The organism is Streptomyces sp. NBC_00554, assembly GCF_041431135.1.
GTDB lineage: Bacteria > Actinomycetota > Actinomycetes > Streptomycetales > Streptomycetaceae > Streptomyces.
Genome location: NZ_CP107799.1, coordinates 8,628,323 through 8,646,238, shown reverse-complemented (window position 1 = coordinate 8,646,238; position 17,916 = coordinate 8,628,323). Strand labels below are relative to the sequence as shown.

General features: G+C 71.1%; 8 protein-coding genes, 2 pseudogenes and 1 CRISPR repeat array. Of the genes and pseudogenes, 2 read left to right on the top strand and 8 right to left on the bottom strand.

Translation table 11 applies throughout. The features are described from left to right. Positions 1–19: 19 nt before the first annotated feature. The 6 genes from cas6e to cas3 all read right to left on the bottom strand — a co-directional run bounded on the left by cas6e (position 20) and on the right by cas3 (position 8,373). The gene (gene cas6e / locus OG266_RS38145; RefSeq protein WP_371551307.1) at positions 20–673 is read right to left on the bottom strand and encodes a type I-E CRISPR-associated protein Cas6/Cse3/CasE; all 654 of its coding nucleotides are present in this window, start codon (positions 671–673) and stop codon (positions 20–22) included. Further along, on the bottom strand, positions 670–1,455 hold the full coding sequence (gene cas5e / locus OG266_RS38140) for a type I-E CRISPR-associated protein Cas5/CasD (protein WP_371551306.1): 786 nt from the start codon (positions 1,453–1,455) through the stop codon (positions 670–672). Before cas5e ends, cas6e begins: the two co-directional genes overlap by 4 nt. Continuing rightward, the gene (gene cas7e / locus OG266_RS38135; protein WP_371551304.1) at positions 1,452–2,576 is read right to left on the bottom strand and encodes a type I-E CRISPR-associated protein Cas7/Cse4/CasC; all 1,125 of its coding nucleotides are present in this window, start codon (positions 2,574–2,576) and stop codon (positions 1,452–1,454) included. Before cas7e ends, cas5e begins: the two co-directional genes overlap by 4 nt. After that, positions 2,576–3,208 carry a type I-E CRISPR-associated protein Cse2/CasB gene (casB, locus tag OG266_RS38130; protein WP_371551302.1) on the bottom strand — a complete coding sequence of 211 codons (633 nt, stop codon included), beginning with the start codon at positions 3,206–3,208 and terminating at the stop codon, positions 2,576–2,578. The genes cas7e and casB overlap by 1 nt, the downstream gene beginning before the upstream one ends. A 1-nt stretch (position 3,209) precedes the next feature. Further along, positions 3,210–4,811, bottom strand: coding sequence for a type I-E CRISPR-associated protein Cse1/CasA (gene casA / locus OG266_RS38125; RefSeq protein WP_371551300.1), 1,602 nt, complete (start codon positions 4,809–4,811; stop codon positions 3,210–3,212). Positions 4,812–5,484: 673 nt separating this feature from the next. Continuing rightward, on the bottom strand, positions 5,485–8,373 hold the full coding sequence (gene cas3 / locus OG266_RS38120; RefSeq protein WP_371553101.1) for a CRISPR-associated helicase Cas3': 2,889 nt from the start codon (positions 8,371–8,373) through the stop codon (positions 5,485–5,487). A gap of 176 nt (positions 8,374–8,549) precedes the next feature. Further along, positions 8,550–14,009: direct repeats of the CRISPR family, unit length 29 nt; unit sequence GTCCGTCCCGCCGACGCGGGGGTGTTCCG. Between the two features lie 15 nt (positions 14,010–14,024). Here cas3 and OG266_RS38115 point away from each other — a divergent pair. Further along, on the top strand, positions 14,025–14,459 hold the full coding sequence (locus OG266_RS38115; protein ID WP_371551298.1) for a hypothetical protein: 435 nt from the start codon (positions 14,025–14,027) through the stop codon (positions 14,457–14,459). Positions 14,460–14,823: 364 nt separating this feature from the next. Here OG266_RS38115 and OG266_RS38110 read toward each other — a convergent pair. After that, positions 14,824–15,309 (bottom strand): annotated as a pseudogene (locus OG266_RS38110) (DUF5655 domain-containing protein); the annotation flags it as partial. Positions 15,310–15,316: 7 nt separating this feature from the next. On the opposite strand from OG266_RS38110, the pseudogene OG266_RS38105 reads away from it, so the two are divergent. Further along, a pseudogene (locus tag OG266_RS38105) lies at positions 15,317–16,345 on the top strand (MFS transporter); the annotation flags it as partial. 107 nt (positions 16,346–16,452) lie between these two features. Here OG266_RS38105 and OG266_RS38100 read toward each other — a convergent pair. Further along, positions 16,453–17,805 (bottom strand): hypothetical protein, encoded by a 1,353-nt coding sequence (locus OG266_RS38100; protein ID WP_371551296.1) that lies wholly within the window; start codon positions 17,803–17,805, stop codon positions 16,453–16,455. Between the last annotated feature and the right edge of the window lie 111 nt (positions 17,806–17,916).

Here is a 17,916-nt window from a genome sequence, read left to right as displayed (position 1 = left end):
CCGCCCCGCCGGGGTGCGCTCACGCGGTGCTGGTCGGGGCGAGGCTGAGCAGGCCCGCTCCGTAGGTCTTGCTGCGTCCGATGCCGTTGACCAGGGCGGTGGTGAGGGCGTCGGGGTCGGTGACGGTGGCGGTGCCGTCGTAGCGGGTAAGGCTGTGCCGTAGCGGGGAGCCGCCTCCTGTCGCGGAGCGTACGAGGCGCAGGGGTGTCGGCAGCAGGGTGTGGAGGTCCAGGCCGGCCGCGGCGGCGCGGCGGGTCCACCACTGATCGGCCTCAGCCCCGGTCAGCGGCGTGATTTTGCCGCGCGTGTTCTTCTGTTCCATGGGCAGGCGTTCGCGTTTGGCAGGGTCGACGGTGGTGCGGTAGCGGACGGTCAGTCCCTTGCGCAGGGCGGCGAACATGGGGGCCAGGTTCTTGATCTCGGTGTGGCCGTACCCGGCGGGAAGGCGCCTCACATCCAGCGGGGTGGTGGCCTGTACGAGGAGGGTGCTGGTCTGCTCGGTTTCGTCGACGCGGAAGAGCAGACCGGAGTTGTGGCGCGGGGTGTCGCCGAGGTCATCGGGGACCAGGCGCATCAGGGTCTTGTGCATCTGGGCGGCATCGCGCAGGTCACGCTGGACGTCGCGGCTGTGCGGGTTGAGACGGATCCGGGCAAGGGTCGCGGCGTCACTCACGCGAATTCCTCCTGGGCGTAGTCGATCAGTCGTTGGTGCAGGCTGGCTTGGTCGGGCCGCAGGGCTGCTGGCAGTCGCTCGGTGGTGCGGTACACGAGGCGTTTGCCGTGGCTGCGGCTGTGCTGGGCGAAGCTGAGCGGGACGTCGTGGACGGTGAGCGTGACGGCGTCCTGGGGCAGTTGGTGTTGGTGGTATGTCTCCCACAGGAAGTCCACCGGGACGTCCCCCGCTTGGCGTGAGTGTCCCTGCTCGCCGGCCTCGGGAAGGCTGAGCGGGACCCGCTGCAGCAGCTCGCGCACGGGATTGTCCACGCAGGTGCGCAGGAGGAACGGCTCGTCGGGTACGCAGGAGCGCCGCCCCAGGTAGGGGGCCCAGTGTGGCTGGTGGAGGGCGGTGGCGATGGCGGTGACCGTGTCGTCGGGTCCGCTGACGGCGACGGTGAAGACGGCGTCGGCGAGGTAGTGGCGCCGGGTGATCACGGCGTCGCCCTTGTGGTCGCCGCCGCTGGTGGCGGCGGTCAGGTGTTTGGGCTGTCCGCCGCCGACGGTGTGGTAGTCGATCAGCCGGACGCCCGGCCGGTCGATGCGGACGGTGAACTCCAGTTCCGCGTGTCGGGCGAGGGTGTCGTCGTCGGCGTCACGGGAGCGGCCCTGTGCCGCGCAGAACATGCCGATCAGGGCCGAGCGTGTGGGGAAAGCAGCGGTGTCGCGGGTCGGGGAGAACGCCGAGCGCTCGCCCCAGGATTGCAGGGGTCCGGCCAGCCGCAGCAGCAGTCCGCTCACCGCTCGTCCTTGGACTCGGGCAGCGCGGCGTCGACTGCGGCGTCGATCAGGTCAGGGAAGGAGTCGTGCGCCGCGCCGATGCCGTCGAAGGATTCGGTGCTGATGCCGGCGTGGCCGTGGAAGGGCCGGTTGCGGTTGCCGGTGAGGCGGTTGATGGCCTGCGCGTGGGTGGCGAGTGCCTGGCGGGAAGGGCGGGAGTAGCCGCCGGCGCGGTCGGCGGGGACGGGGGTCTCGAAGGCGGCGGCCAGGGAGATGGGCCGTTGGGTGCGTACGGCGAGGTATGCGAGGTCGGGGAGGGTGTGTGGTGCGGTGCTGTTCTTCTTGGCCTGGGGCAGCGACATGAGGAACTGGTCCGCGAAGGATGCGAGGACGGTGCGGGATGCCTTGTGGTCGCCGTCGAGGTTGGTGAGCAGGTCGGTGACGTTGATGGTGGCGAAGCGGTAGAAGACGCCGGCGCTGAACTCGGCGGTGTCCAGGTGGCCGCTGCCGGTGTCGGCCGCATCCAGCCAGTCGTCGACGGCGGTGAAGTAGTCGCGCTGCGGTTCGCTGGCGTGGGTGGTGAAGGCGTGGGCGACCTGGGCGGCGCCGTCGACGTTGGCGCCGGGGAGTTCGGCGAGCATGCGGCCCAGCAGGCTGATGGAGGCGGTGCGGCGTTTAAGGATCTCCTCGATCCGGGCGGTGGGCAGCAAGGCGCCGGGATCCTTCTTTCCCAGCCCCTTTTCCAGTGCCTCGCGGTGTTCGCCGCACACGGCGGTCAGTTCCTCGATGCCGCTCTCGGGGAGGAAGAGCAGCACGGAGGTGTGCCCGGCCTTCTCCGTCTTCAACGGCTTTTTGCCCGCGCTCGCCGCGACCTGGGCCCCGGCGAACTCGGCCAGATCAGCTGGCCAACCCGCCCCGACAAGGGCCTGCTTGACTTTGATGGGTACGAGACGGGTGCGGGCGGCGGTCTCGCCGAGGTCCTGCTCGACGCCGTGGCGGATCACCCGCTTCCAGGACTGGCTGGAGACACGGATACGCGAGGCGCCGCCGTAGGTGACGGTTTTCGGCGAGCCGAGATCGTCACGGTTGAGGTTGGCTGCCGGAACGGACTGGATGGCGCTGAAATCGACGAAGAGTGACATTACTTGTGTTCCTCCAGCGAGTCATGGCGGTCGTCGGGAGTGCGCGTGCGGAAGTAGCTCTCCAGCCAGCGCGTGGCGATGCGGTCGCGGTCGTGGTTCCACCAGGAGAGGTCGTCGAGCAGCACAGCCCAGTCCACCCGCACGCCGCTACTGAGCAGGTGCCGCGTCAGGGAAGGCAGACGCGGGTGGATCGCGTCACTGCTCTGGCGGGTCATCAGGTGGAGATCGCCTTCGGCCGACGCAGGCTTGAGGGCCCTCTTGTTGACCGCCTGGGCAAGAGCGACCCCCAGGTTGGGCCGCTTCCACCACTCCGGTACCGGCGCGCCGGCACTGGCTTCAGCTGCAGTCGCGTGTGCCGCGGCGTCCGCGTCACGGGCGACGCGCGGGCGACCGGCGATCAGGGCCGCGACGGCGTAGCGAGCCCGGCGGGCGTCGGGATGCTGCCGCTCGGGCAGGCGCGGGACGAGGTAGCGGTGCAGGTAGGTGCAGCGCTCGACCGGCAGTCCGAGCCCGGTGCGCAGCTCTGCCTGGGTCTTCTTGTCCCTGCACAGGCCAAGGACGTAGCTTACGAAGGCGTCGCACTGCTCGATCTGTGTCTGCTTCACCGTTTTCGGCGGCGAGGAGGAAGTCATCTCACGTCCTTGAATCGCTGAGCGGGAGTCCACCGGCCGGGATGACGGAGCGGATGACGGCGTGGGCGCGGCTGCGAGCGCGGGCCGCCCGCACGTCGGCGCGAGCGGAGCCGATCGCCTCGTCAAGTGCGCCCAGCGCTGCTTCCACGAACGGCCGGTGCGGCAGGATGTCGCACCGCTGCGCGGTGAGCAGGTGCCAGAACTCCCGCTCGGCGGCCGGCCAGTAGCGGGCGAGCGCTGCTGAAGCCCACGGTCCGGGCTTCTTGGGGTCCAGCCTCACCTTCGCCGACGGGTCGGTGCCCGGATCGGTGGTCAGTTTCCAGGCGAGCCGGGCCGCGAACCGCAGTTGGTCGCCGACCGACTCGGCAGCTCGGTGACAGCGGGCCACGTGCAGGGCCATTTCTTCGTCGACGTCCGCCTGCCAGCGCAGGACCGGCGGTGTGGTCGCCTCGTACCAGCCGTTGTCGCGCTGCTGCCCGTCCTGGTCGAACCCGTACGCGCGCACCCGCAGCACCGGCCGCAGCGCGGGCGGCAAGTGCTCGAACGTGCTGGGCCGCCGGGACTGGCCATCGCCCTTCAGCAGCAGTGCGTCCAGGTCGCGCCATACGGCGCGCTGGCCGTCGGCGGGGCGTGCGAACGGCGCGCCGGCGCCGGTCTTCGGCTGGTCCAGCACGACATACGGGTCGGCGGCGCTCAGAGCGCTCTGGTGCGTGGACCAGGTCACGTAGGCGTTGGTGACCGCGGTGCGGTCGGCCGACGGCTCCAGCAGCAGGGCGTGCCGCGCGCGCCCGGTGAGCAACCGTCCCGGCCAGGTCACGGGGGCGAGCGGCCCGAGCGGATCGCCAAGCGTGTCCTCTTCCCACGGGCAGCGGTCCTCGCCGTCCAGATCCACGCCGTCGCCGGGCGCGGGCACCTGGAGGATCAGTGTGGTGAACAGGTCGGACGCCCAGACGTGGAAGGAGACGCTCTTGCGCAGCGGTCCCGCGTCGCCGTTGCCCGGTTTGACGGTGGTGATCCGGCGCGGAGTGCACTGTCCCGACGGCCCGTAGTACAGCTGCGCGATCAGGTGCCAGGCGGCTTCGCCCGCGGGAACCGGCACCGGATCCTCATCGGTGAAGTGGCCGAACAGCACCGCCCCGTTGACTCCGGTGGGCCGCCCCAGAACCAGCTTGTTCACACCGGACGGGTTGGGCTTGCCCTTGGCATCGACACATTCGGCTCGCAGGCGTGGATCCTGCAGGAACGGCCTCTCGGCGTCGAAGAGGTCGAATCGCCCGCTGAGTACCTCCGTGTCGAAGTAGGCATCCACCGCCTCGGTGTCGAACCGCCCCCGGGCCAGAACCTTCGCCCGGTGCGTGAGCCAGTCCTCGATCTCATCGGTCAGTTCCTCATCCCCGAGTTGCACACCGTCCTCGCGGGCGATCCTCGCCGTCATCGCGGCCAGGATGCGTAACAGCCCGGAGGCCGCCGGTGGCACCGGCAGTTCCACGTCCTCGATCTCATGGGCCCGGTGGAACAGCTCCCGCAGCCCGACCCGCCGTGACTCCCCTAACAGGCGTACCGGGATCCATGGCTCGTCCCGCAGATCGAATCGACCGGTCATCCTTCCTCCCTTCCCTTGCGTTCATCAGCACGTATCAAGGCATGGCGGTGCCCCTCGCGTGATCTGAAGGGAACCGCTGCGCACAGTGAAACAGGCGCCACTGACAACGCCCTCACTCCTGCTGAGACCACCAGTTGAGCAGACACAGGCTCCGGCTGTCTCAAGAAGCCTGAAGGTGCTTCCTGTGCTTCAACTGGCCATTGCGATCACGGCCGTTGGGGCTGTACAACGTCTCCTGAGCACGCGACGTGTGATCACGCGCGCCACGGCCGTCGCCCGCGGCTGGACAGGGCGCCGTACAACCACAGGAGGCCCTCATGACGTCACGCACAGCAGGTGTTCCGGCCTTATGGCCTGATCGGCAACACGGGGCTGGGCCCCTTCTCTTCATCACGCTCGTGATCGTTGTGGTTCTGGTGGTCCAGCCGACTCCCGCTGTCGGTACGACGTGCGGTGCCCTGCTCCTCGTCGCCGCAGAGGCTTACGGCCGACTGGCACGCCGCCGGGTCTGACCTCGCCTGCGCCGTCCTCCCGCGCACCAGGGTGGTGCGGGTGGCGGCTGCGGTGTCCTCGCCGATGTGAGGGTGTTTCGCCTGAAGGTGCGGCCTGCCTTCAACTGCCGAGTTCTCCCCGCCGATGTGGGGGTGCACGCCCTGCCACCGGGTTTCATCGTTCATTCCCTCACCAGCCCCAACTCCGCGTCCAGCCAGATGCGTTTACCGCCAACCTGGACCGCCTGCACCTGCCCGTCACGGACGGGCTGCCTGAGGACCACAAGATCGCCGAGCATCGGATGATCAGACCATGCGGCTGGCGGCTGGAGCCCCCCTACCTCATCGCGGAAATAGTCGGCGCGCACGGGGATCGTGCTGCCCATCACCGTGCGCACGTCACCCACCTGTATCCGCCCGCCCTCACCAAGTTCCGGCAGGAGCTGCGCACCGTCCACGTCCAACGTGACACGGCCGTCGTCGTGCTCGTACACACACAGCAGCCGGACCGAGTCCGCCCCGAGCCTGGTCGCCGCCTCCCACTCGTCCTCCGTGCCCTGCAGGTGGTGCAGGGCACGCAGTTCGAGCCCCTTCTGCGCCCGGGGAATGGCGACGAGAGAGCCGACGCTCCGCTGGGCGTGATCGTCGCCGGTGTACGCCGACCATGCCGCGGACTTCTCCAGGTTCTCCCAGTCGAAGCGGTCAGTGCGGTCCCCGTGCACCAGCTCGACCAGCTCCTGGACGTCCCCGGGGATGGCGATGGGCCGAGACCCACGCCCGGCCAGGACCTCCGAGGTCTCCGACAGGAGGAACTCCGCGTACACGCTCCCCCACTGCTTCGGCACCGTCCCCGCGCCGGCCAGCGGATCCAGCACCACCAGGCGGGGCCCAGTCTCGGCCGCCCAGGCCGGGCGTGACCGTCCGCCCGGCCGTCCGTGCGCGGCCCACCAGGTTTCGTGCCGCCAGCAGCGCCCGGCCCGTTGCAGCAGGAGTGCCAGCGGAGCCAGATCACTGATCACCACATCGGCGTCCAGATCGAGCGACTGTTCCACGACCTGGGTGGCCACGATGATCCGCCGCCGCGGCCTCGGTCCCGTGCGCCCCATTCCGTCGGCAACACCCCGTGTCCGCGCCTCGCGCACATCGCCCGGGAACCGCGCGTGCAGCAACTGAAGGTCCCCGTCGGCCAGGCCCCGGCCTTCCCAGCGTGCACGGAGCCGGGTGTAGGTCTCTTGCGCGTCACCCACCGTGTTGCACACCACCAGCGCGCAGCCCCCCTCCCCGGTGACGACCGGCTCCAGATGGCGTTCGATGACCGCGAACCGGTTGCGGGCTCCGCCGGACGAACCGTGGACCACCGCCTCCACCTGAACCTGAAGGTCCATGGACCGCTGAGCGGCCTGCTCCTTCTGCCGGCTCTCGGAGATCGCGGCACAGGCCATGTCCGTGCGGTCGCTGCTGGCGGCGTCCACATACAGCCAGCCCGGATAAGGCGCCCTGAACGACCGCCCCTTGAGTTCGCGGCCTGTGTGTCCCGCTCCCCGCAGGTACTCCTTGATCAGCCGGTCACTGACCGAGGCGGGCAAGGTCGCGGACAAAAGGATCACGGGAACGCCGTAGGCCCCCAGCCAGTTCAGCAGCCTTCCCAACAGGACCTGCATGTACGGGTCGTAAGCATGCGCCTCGTCGACGATGAACGTCTTGCCGGAGAGTGCCAGCAGCCGCAAGGCGTTGTGCCGCACCGGCAGTACCGCCATGAGCGCCTGGTCCACCGTGCCCACCGCGTACTGCGCCAGCAGCGGTCGCTTGGAACCGCGCAGCCACTGCGGGGGCCGCATCTGCGCCTGGTGCCGAGCGGTGCCGCTGCCCGCGCACTCCTCCCCCTCGCAGACCAGCACCTGCGGCCCGGCGCCGAGGACATCGTCTGCGTACGCACTGCTCAGCCACGCCATGCTGTGCGTCAGGGTCAGCCCGGCGCCCTGCCCGTTCTGCCGGGCCAGCACGCCGGCGATGCGGCCGTGCATCTGATCGCTGGTGGCCATCGAGGGGAGCAGGAACGCGAACCCCCGCGTCCCGAAGACCGCGGACATGGCCCGCTCCGCCTCCAGGGCGGTCTCACTCTTGCCGTCCCCCGGCGCCGCGGTAACCAGCAGGATGCCGGCCCTGCCCCGATCCCCGCCCATGCCCTTCAGCGCCGCCGAGAACTCCTCCGTGATCGACCGCTGCAGGGAGTTGGGCTCCCCGTCGATCCCGTACGCCTCGCCAAAGTCCTTACGCTCCAACTCCACAGGCACGAGCCCGGCCTCACGCGCCAGCCTCCCCGCCTGCGCGCACGACTCCACAAAGTGCCCCTCCAGCGAAACACCAAGCCGCCGCTGGCGCCGCTTGAGGAAATCCTCCTGGCTGACCAGCCAGTCCGCGAGAATCACCACCCCCGTCACCAGCACCGCTGCCGGGGCCGTGAACTGCTCCGGCGGCACAGGCGACCCGAGCGCCTCGAACACCGCCGACGCGTGCGCCGTACGCTGCCGCGCCCAGGCCGCTCCCCCCAGCAGAGACTGATAGACGGGACCGCCGCTCCGTTCCCTCTCCAACCGGTAGAACCGGCCGTGATGTCCGCCGACGATCTCCGCGACCCGGTCGACAGCCCCTCTCCCCGACATGTCATCCGCAACGCCCAGCGCGGCAAGCACCGCCGGCAACGCCGCCATTCCAGCCACGTCATGCGACAGCTTCTCCACGCCGATTTTCCCCATGTCCCGGAGAAACGCCGCACTCAGCCGCTCACGGCCACGGTCATCACATAACTGGAAACCAGACAGCTTGCCAATGTCATGAAGGCCCGCACACAACGCCACGACCGCCCGCGCCCGCTCATGATCATCTGCCAGTCCAAGCCCAGCGGCTATACACCGCCGCTGGTTGACCGAGAGATAGCGGTCCCAGATCCACAAGGCCATCGCAGCAGCATCCAGCAGATGCCGCACCAACGGATACGGCGGAAACAACGGGTCGAGACCACGTGACTTCCCCCAAGCCGACTCGTCCGGCCTCTCACACGGCCTTCGCATCATCGAGCGCCCTCCCCACCCACCACACTTCGACCTGACACCCCGACTCAACCAGACCGCACTGACAACACCCCCTGGAACAGGGGCTTGTACCGTGAGGCCATGACGACCCGCTACCCTGCAACCAATTTGGCAATGACTACGCAAAGCCACCGCTAAACAGCAGGTCAGAAAGTGTCCGTCCCGCCGACGCGGGGGTGTTCCGGGTGCCCGCGGCTACAACGACCGCCTGTTCACGTCCGTCCCGCCGACGCGGGGGTGTTCCGCCGGCGGCGGCCGCAACGTCCACGAGCTGGACGTCCGTCCCGCCGACGCGGGGGTGTTCCGTTGCCGGTCGCATTGGGGGCCTTCTCCGATGCGTCCGTCCCGCCGACGCGGGGGTGTTCCGGTGCAGGACAGCCTCGTCACGGCCGGGCCGCGGTCCGTCCCGCCGACGCGGGGGTGTTCCGCCCCTTCGGCACACCTCAACCATCGAGAAAGAGTCCGTCCCGCCGACGCGGGGGTGTTCCGACCTGGATCACGTCGGCTGCTCCTCGGCGGCGGTCCGTCCCGCCGACGCGGGGGTGTTCCGCCCGACGACGACTCCGGCACCGCCGAGCCCCCGTCCGTCCCGCCGACGCGGGGGTGTTCCGGCGTTGAAACGGACCTCGGACTGGCCGGGCGGGTCCGTCCCGCCGACGCGGGGGTGTTCCGATGGCCCACGGCAGCTCCGCCTACATCAAGAAGTCCGTCCCGCCGACGCGGGGGTGTTCCGCGCATCGGCCATTACCCGGGCTGCGCCGTGAAGTCCGTCCCGCCGACGCGGGGGTGTTCCGTCGTGGACCGCGGACGCCGGATCGGGCGACGAGTCCGTCCCGCCGACGCGGGGGTGTTCCGGCTGTCTGCGTGCCCGAAGTGCACGTGTTGACGTCCGTCCCGCCGACGCGGGGGTGTTCCGGGATAGTCCGATCCGGCAATATCGAAGGCCGCGTCCGTCCCGCCGACGCGGGGGTGTTCCGTCGCCGCCGAGGTCGAGGGGCACCGAGAACGAGTCCGTCCCGCCGACGCGGGGGTGTTCCGTAGTCCAGGTCTCGCAGGGTGTAGCGCACCATGTCCGTCCCGCCGACGCGGGGGTGTTCCGCCGTATGAGCTGGACGGCGTGAAGGTGGTGCCGTCCGTCCCGCCGACGCGGGGGTGTTCCGTCGGCGGCACCTCAGGGCAGAACTTCGTCGGCGTCCGTCCCGCCGACGCGGGGGTGTTCCGCCGAGGATCCAGGCGCGCGGGTCGAGGGAGGCGTCCGTCCCGCCGACGCGGGGGTGTTCCGCCGACGATCGCCTCGGAGGTGTCGGGGACGGTGTCCGTCCCGCCGACGCGGGGGTGTTCCGACGCCGATGGACCGGTTGTCCAGCCGCCACCGGTCCGTCCCGCCGACGCGGGGGTGTTCCGCCGCCGCAATCCGGCACCCGGAGATGGCTGGTGTCCGTCCCGCCGACGCGGGGGTGTTCCGCGGCAGGCCGACGTGGGCGCCGCCTGACCCCGGTCCGTCCCGCCGACGCGGGGGTGTTCCGGAGGACCAGGGCACAGACGGTGTCCCGCCGAGGTCCGTCCCGCCGACGCGGGGGTGTTCCGCCTCGTCCTCACCCTGCCCGTCGCGTCCTAGCGTCCGTCCCGCCGACGCGGGGGTGTTCCGCTGACGTGCACCGGCTACGTGCCCGACTCGATGTCCGTCCCGCCGACGCGGGGGTGTTCCGTCGGGCAACAGTGCTGGGGTGCCACAGGCCGCGTCCGTCCCGCCGACGCGGGGGTGTTCCGATGCCGCCTTCGGCGAACCCGCGGAACTGGGAGTCCGTCCCGCCGACGCGGGGGTGTTCCGCTGGCGGAGGCGGGGGTGACGGCGTTCTCGTAGTCCGTCCCGCCGACGCGGGGGTGTTCCGGAGGCCTGACCATGGCTGAGGCCTACCCGACGGTCCGTCCCGCCGACGCGGGGGTGTTCCGTAGATGAGCTGGTCCACGGTCCACATTTCCTTGTCCGTCCCGCCGACGCGGGGGTGTTCCGCCTCAACCAGCAGGTGCGAACGCTCAGAACTCGTCCGTCCCGCCGACGCGGGGGTGTTCCGGCACCGGACCCGACCCGGCACCCCGGCATCATGTCCGTCCCGCCGACGCGGGGGTGTTCCGGCCCCGTCGTACGCAGCAGCGCCGCCGTCACCGTCCGTCCCGCCGACGCGGGGGTGTTCCGCAGGACGAGGTCGCGGGCTTCGAGTGGACGATGTCCGTCCCGCCGACGCGGGGGTGTTCCGTTGGCGGCGAGATCGAGGCCCTGCCCGAGGACGTCCGTCCCGCCGACGCGGGGGTGTTCCGCTCGCGATGTTGGCGCGGCTTCTCGGCTCGCCGTCCGTCCCGCCGACGCGGGGGTGTTCCGTCCAGGGTGACGTCGAGTTCCTGGATGGCTACGTCCGTCCCGCCGACGCGGGGGTGTTCCGTAGACCGAGCCGTCCGGCCAGTCCTACTCCGCGTCCGTCCCGCCGACGCGGGGGTGTTCCGTCCATGGTCGGTGTCCTTCGCGTTTGTCCTGGGTCCGTCCCGCCGACGCGGGGGTGTTCCGTCCTCCCGGTTCCACGCATCGACCAGCCGGCCGTCCGTCCCGCCGACGCGGGGGTGTTCCGCCGCCGTAGGGCGCGCCGTACTTGACGTTCCCGTCCGTCCCGCCGACGCGGGGGTGTTCCGCCTCGTACCACGACGAGTGAGGACACCCCAGCGTCCGTCCCGCCGACGCGGGGGTGTTCCGATCGGCGACGCGCCCCCGGTCCCGCAGCCCGAGTCCGTCCCGCCGACGCGGGGGTGTTCCGATCGCACGGTCGGCGGCCACCCACGCAGCATCGTCCGTCCCGCCGACGCGGGGGTGTTCCGTGGCCCTGGTAGGCCCGGCGGGTGCCGCACCGGTCCGTCCCGCCGACGCGGGGGTGTTCCGCCGACGCGCATCTTGACTTGCCAAGGCTGGTCGTCCGTCCCGCCGACGCGGGGGTGTTCCGTCGGTGCGGCGCAGGCCGAGGACGTCCATCTGGTCCGTCCCGCCGACGCGGGGGTGTTCCGCCGCGCCCTCGGGCAAGGTAACGCGGGGGGTGGTCCGTCCCGCCGACGCGGGGGTGTTCCGATGATCGCCACCTTCAAGGCCGACCCGAAGCGGTCCGTCCCGCCGACGCGGGGGTGTTCCGCTCCGCGGGTCCGCGGTCGTCATCCTGCTGACGTCCGTCCCGCCGACGCGGGGGTGTTCCGATCATCACCACGTCGACGACGTACCGGTCGGTGTCCGTCCCGCCGACGCGGGGGTGTTCCGCCAGCTTGACTCCCGCGGCGTCGTAGAGCCCGGTCCGTCCCGCCGACGCGGGGGTGTTCCGTAGAGGGAGGGTGTGCCGGACGCCTTGGGGGCGTCCGTCCCGCCGACGCGGGGGTGTTCCGTCCTGGTGTTCTTCGCCCCATTTGGCGGCGACGTCCGTCCCGCCGACGCGGGGGTGTTCCGCTCGTCGTCACCGGCTCGATGTGCCAGGGGACGTCCGTCCCGCCGACGCGGGGGTGTTCCGATGCCGGTCTCATCGGCGGTGAAGACGCGCGTGTCCGTCCCGCCGACGCGGGGGTGTTCCGAATTCGCTGAGTTGGTCACGCCCCTCTTCGGCGTCCGTCCCGCCGACGCGGGGGTGTTCCGCCCTACCTCCACCGACCCTGCGGCGTCCGTCAGTCCGTCCCGCCGACGCGGGGGTGTTCCGCTGTTGGGCCCGGTCGCCCCCCCCACACGTAGGGGTCCGTCCCGCCGACGCGGGGGTGTTCCGACGACACGGTCCTGCTCGAAGTGCCAGGTGTCGTCCGTCCCGCCGACGCGGGGGTGTTCCGATCTTCCCGCCCATTTCGCGGCGTGGGACATCGCCCGTCCCGCCGACGCGGGGGTGTTCCGCTGTCGACCACGAGAGGGCGCGGTGTGTCGTTGTCCGTCCCGCCGACGCGGGGGTGTTCCGATGACGACGATCGCGCGGGCTCCCGGTGACGAGTCCGTCCCGCCGACGCGGGGGTGTTCCGATCCGACGCGGTATCCGTTCTCCGCCCTGTCCGTCCGTCCCGCCGACGCGGGGGTGTTCCGTCCACATACAGGCGCTCAGGCGGCAGCTCAGCGTCCGTCCCGCTGACGCGGGGGTGCTCCGTCCTCGGGGTGCCGGGTGGGAAGCCGGTGGCCGTCCGTCCCGCCGACGCGGGGGTGTTCCGGCGGGGACGTATCTCCTCCGCAATGAAGGAGCGTCCGTCCCGCCGACGCGGGGGTGTTCCGTTCGGTGCGTGTGCCAGGTGCGGAGCCCGGCAGTCCGTCCCGCCGACGCGGGGGTGTTCCGGTCTCCTCGTAGCCCTGGACGATGAGCTCGACGTCCGTCCCGCCGACGCGGGAGTGTTCCGCAGGCCGAGCTCGGTGTCGCACTGTTCGGTGAGTCCGTCCCCCCGACGCGGGGGTGTTCCGGTTCTGGACGCCTTTGCCAGGACGTATCCAGGGTCCGTCCCGCCGACGCGGGGGTGTTCCGATCATCCTTCAACACCTGTGGCGTACCCGGCAGTCCGTCCCGCCGACGCGGGGGTGTTCCGGTGGCGGCGATGGTGGAGTCGACGTTGACGCCGTCCGTCCCGCCGACGCGGGGGTGTTCCGCCACGGCGCTGGAGTCGGCCTACGCGTACCTGGTCCATCCCGCCGACGCGGGGGTGTTCCGGCGTCGACCTGGTCGCCGTCGTAGAGCAGGACGTCCGTCCCGCCGACGCGGGGGTGTCCCGATATCTTGCGTGCGGCGCTCTTCCCCGAAGTGGTCCGTCCCGCCGACGCGGGGGTGTTCCGATCGTCGGTGTCACAGTGAAGGAGACGGGCGGGTCCGTCCCGCCGACGCGGGGGTGTTCCGTCGTCCTGGCCCCTGGTGCGCGGCCAGTTCGCGTCCGTCCCGCCGACGCGGGGGTGTTCCGCTGGTCGAGCAGGCTCTGCACCAGCTGCTTGAGTCCGTCCCGCCGACGCGGGGGTGTTCCGCTGCAGCGGACCCAACTCCGCTATGCCGCGGCGTCCGTCCCGCCGACGCGGGGGTGTTCCGGTGACCCGGTCCAGTGCGTGGCCGGTGCGGGAGTCCGTCCCGCCGACGCGGGGGTGTTCCGCCTGGCCCAGCACCCCCGAGGACCTCGTCGAGGTCCGTCCCGCCGACGCGGGGGTGTTCCGTCGCCGTCCAGGTAGAGGTCACCGACCTCGTAGTCCGTCCCGCCGACGCGGGGGTGTTCCGCGGTACCTGCGCGCGTCCGTCACCACGTCCGGGTCCGTCCCGCCGACGCGGGGGTGTTCCGCCCGCTGCCGGTGCGGTTGGTCGGGCCCGGCCGTCCGTCCCGCCGACGCGAGGGTGTTCCGGACGCACACGTGCGGTTAAACAAGAAGAAGCAGTCCGTCCCGCCGACGCGGGGGTGTTCCGCCGCCGTTGCCGGTCTTGGTGGCGATCTTCTCGTCCGTCCCGCCGACGCGGGGATGTTCCGAACGCGGTGTACTCGATGCGCCCGTCCCTCAGGTCCGTCCCGCCGACGCGGGGGTGTTCCGTCGTCGCCGAGGGCGGCGGACAGCCGACGGGTGTCCGTCCCGCCGACGCGGGGGTGTTCCGCTGGTCAGCGCCGGGGTGTTCGACATCCGATGCCGTCTCAATCCCGTCACTGATCTGTACTGCGTCAACGACCGCGAGATCGACCCCGCCGCGGTGCCCACACGGTTGGGCGCCGATTCCGAACGTATCCTGCCCGCCTTCGTCACCGCCGACGGCCAGCAGTGGCTCGATGCCGCCCGCACCGAGCCCCTGCCCATGCCGGCACCGGACCGTAAACAACTCGACCGGGCCACCGTCGCCCACCTGATCCGCGTCACCGTCCAGGCGCCCTCCCGCTACCTCACCCACGACGCAGGCCCCGCAGGCGTGGTGCAAAACCCCAGCGCGGCGGAACTGCGCCTGCTGCCCCACCCGGTCTCCCGCAACGGGGACGCTGGCCCCTACGTCACTGGCCGCCACACATTCTGCCTGGGCCCCCGCCTCGGCCTCGTACGGGAGCGGGCCTCATAAGGTCACCACGCGCCCCCCGCCAAGGCCAGTCACGAATAGCCGGGAGCGGCCTACCGACCACCCGGCAAGTGACAGCAGCTCACCAGTCACGGCGTGCACGAGGCCCCGCGTACGGGGGATGGCGCGGGGCCTCGTGCACGCAATCTAGCGTGGACAGCCCCCTGAGACAGCCCGGTCGAAGGACGAAGCGGCGGAACATCGCAGCGGATCCCCGGTTGGCCAAACCGGGGATCGTCCGCACCATTGAGTACTCCACCGCCACCCCTTGACCGTCACGTCGGAAGGCTGCGCTACGAGCTCTGACCAACAACTGCACACCCCGCACCACCACCGCGCTGGCCCAGCCCGTACCGGATGTGCTGACCTACGCCGCGGCGTAGCTAAGACGAAGCAGGTCCTTGGCTCGCTCCAAGTCCCGCTCCGTACGCAGCTGCAGTTCCAGGTGACCCGTGCCGTGATGGCCGAGCCCCGTCACATCCCGAGTGAAGCCGGGAACGAGGTCGACCTGTTTCGGGTCAGCCTTGAGGTAGACGAGAAGCTTGGTCTGCTGAGGCGGGCAGATGCAGGCGAAGTTCAGCAGCCGCTGGTAGGCCCGGTACTGCTTGCGCTGCACCCGGGTAATGTCGTCCCCGAGGCCGAGCAGGACCTCGTCGACGGCCGCAGCCAGCTCGGCCATCGCGCCGTCCGCCGTACGCACCCGCGCCGTCTCCGGTACGCGACGGCGACGGGCTGTCCCGGAAACTGCAGCCAGGCCGCTGACCGAAGCCACCGTCTCAAGGCCGAGGTGCTCGGTGCCGAAGTAGCGGTAGCGGACCAGGTCGATGCTGCGCCGGTGCTCCCGCACGGCGTGCACGTACCGCATCGGCGCCCGACCGGTCATGGTCGGCGGACTGGCCGCCTTCGCCGGGGCCTCGGCCGCGTACGCCGTGGCGGACAGTCCCGGCTGGCTGTGGGCAGCCCGCCTCGGCCAGGGCGCCGCGGCCTCCGCCTTCTCCCCCTCGGCCTCCGCCCTGGTCGCCCGGCTCAACCCGGCGGCCAAACACGGGAGGGCGTTCGGCAGTTACGGCTTCTACAAGTCCATCGGCTACACCCTCGGCCCGCTGCTGGGCGGCGTGATCGTCTGGTCCGGCGGCCTGCGGCTGCTGTTCGCGGTGATGGCGGTGCTCGGCGCAGTCGTCGCGGTGTGGGCCGTGCTCGCTGTTCCCCGCGTACCTCCGCTGCCGCGCACGCGGCAGACCGTGCTGGACCTGGCCCGGCGGCTGGCCGACCCGGCGTTCCTGCGGCCGACCGCGGCCCTCGCGGGCGCGACCGCCGCCCTGTCCGTCGGGGTCGGCTTCCTGCCGGTGTCCGGGGCCGCGGCCGGTCTTGGCACGGTGGCCACCGGCGCCGCCGTCTCCGTACTGGCCATGTGCGCCGCGATCGTCCAACCCCGAGCCGGGCGGGCCCTGGACGCCGGACGCATCACCGCCCCCGCCGGGATCGGCATCGGACTGCTTGTCACGGCCGCCGGCCTGACCTGCGCCATGCTGCCCGGCCTGACCGGCGTACTCATCGCAGCGGCGCTGATCGGCGTCGGCACGGGTCTGATCACCCCGCTCGGCTTCGCCGCCCTGGCGGCCTCCACCCCCCAGGAGCGTCTCGGTCAGACCATGGGTTCCGCCGAGCTCGGACGTGAACTCGGCGACGCGGGCGGTCCGTTGCTGGTGGCCGCGGTCGCCACCTTGGCCACCCTCACCTACGGCTACGCGGCTCTCGCCCTGCTCCTGGCAACAGGCCCGGCCATCATGCTCGTTCACAGTCGCCGAGCCGGGCACCGCCGCACGGCACCCGCGCGCTCGAGCGAGGCCGAGAGGCAGCCGCGGGGCGAACACGGACACGGGGCTTGACCGAAGGCCGGGTCGGTCTGCCTGCAGGGTAACTGCGCTGCACCCGGCAGGACCGGGGCAAACGAGGCACTTGGACTGCGGCCCCGCACAAGCCCCCCTGCAGGCGGCTACTTACCCTCCAACTCCGCGATGTGCTCGGTGAGTTCGGGCACGAGCCGCTGTATCTCGGCCGTGTCCTTGCCATCGGCTGCCGCGCGGAGCTTCTTCAGGTCCGCGTCCACCGGTACGGCGTCCAGGACCGGGTGCCGCATGCGCTCCCATGCGAGCTCCAGGGCCGTCACGTCGCCCGCGACGGCGCCCTCGTTCCCTGCTTTCGCGTCGATCGTCAACTGGCGCGTCCAGAGGGCGAGTCGGTCCCGGTCGACCGTCGGCACGGGCTCGTAGCGGAGCCGCAGGTCCGTCACGTTCTGGGCGACGCGGAGGGCCGGGTCCACCGCCTGCGCACCGTCCCCGGCCTTCTCCAGGGCGACGAGGTCACGCTCCATCTGCCGCTCCAGCAGCTGCGCTACGGCGTCGGAGGCACGGTACGCGTCCCACGCGGCGCGGACCTGCCGGACGGCGGCGGCCCCGGGCGACTCGTGGGCAGCAACGGCAGCACGGTCCAGGGCGGTCAGCCGGGCCGGCAGCGGCCCGGGCGTCGCGTCGGTGGGCACCGCGAGCGACACCGCCTCCAGGTCGCCGCCCTCGGCGCCGGTCGAGAACTCCCCGTACCCCGGCGCGAACACCTTGTCCTCGGTCGAGCCGTCCATGTGCAGTTCACGGACGGTCATCGCGCCCTCGACCTCGCCGTACGGCCCGTCGACCGTCTGGTCCACGGCTCGTACGGTGACTTCCTCGAAGACGATCTCCGGGAGGTTCTCGGGACAGTAGACGTCACCCTTCTCCGGGTCCGCGGGCATGATCATCGCTGCCGGTGCGTTGTCGCGGCCCGCCTGCCAGGTGCCTTCGGTGTCGGCGACGACCCCGTTGTCGTAGTTGAAGACGTCCTCGCCGAGGTACCAGACGGAACCGTCGTCGGCCTGTGCGTACCAGTCGAGGGCGACCTCCTGGATCCGGCCGTCGGAGAAGGCCGCGTACTGGCTGATGCGAGCCTCGACCGGCTTGCCGTTCACGTCGATGGTCTTCGTGCCGGGCAGCAGGCTGACCTCGGTACGGAAGGGTTTGCCGTCCACCTGGCCGCCGTAGATCGTCTGGGTGACCTCGCTGGTGGGGTGGAGCGGGTTCGTGATCCGGGTGGGGTGCGTGAAGCGGGGCTCGGTGAGGTCGGCCCGGTCCGCTGCGGGCGCCGTGGGCAGGCAGGCGTCGCCCGTCTTGCCCGATCCTTCCTCGACGACGTGAACGCAGGCGCTCGGCTCCGTTTGGCGGTCAGCGGTGTCGGCGGCTCCCGAGCACGCACCGGCCAGGAGTACGGCGGCGGTTACGGATGCTCCGGTCAGCAGGATGGGGCGGTTGGTGCTCATGGCAGCCTCCCTGGGATGTGGCCTGCGACGAGCGTCCCGCTGACCCTCTGAAAGGACGCTGAACACACCTGAACGGGCCGTCAGGCGGCGCAAAACGGGGCATTCGGTTTG

Bases quoted from the DNA above. Each gene is read 5' to 3' on its own strand.
- casB (WP_371551302.1), bottom strand. From the start codon at position 3,208: ATGACTTCCTCCTCGCCGCCGAAAACGGTGAAGCAGACACAGATCGAG.
- cas3 (WP_371553101.1), bottom strand. From the start codon at position 8,373: ATGCGAAGGCCGTGTGAGAGGCCGGACGAGTCGGCTTGGGGGAAGTCA.
- casA (WP_371551300.1), bottom strand. From the start codon at position 4,811: ATGACCGGTCGATTCGATCTGCGGGACGAGCCATGGATCCCGGTACGC.
- cas7e (WP_371551304.1), bottom strand. From the start codon at position 2,576: ATGTCACTCTTCGTCGATTTCAGCGCCATCCAGTCCGTTCCGGCAGCC.
- OG266_RS38100 (WP_371551296.1), bottom strand. From the start codon at position 17,805: ATGAGCACCAACCGCCCCATCCTGCTGACCGGAGCATCCGTAACCGCC.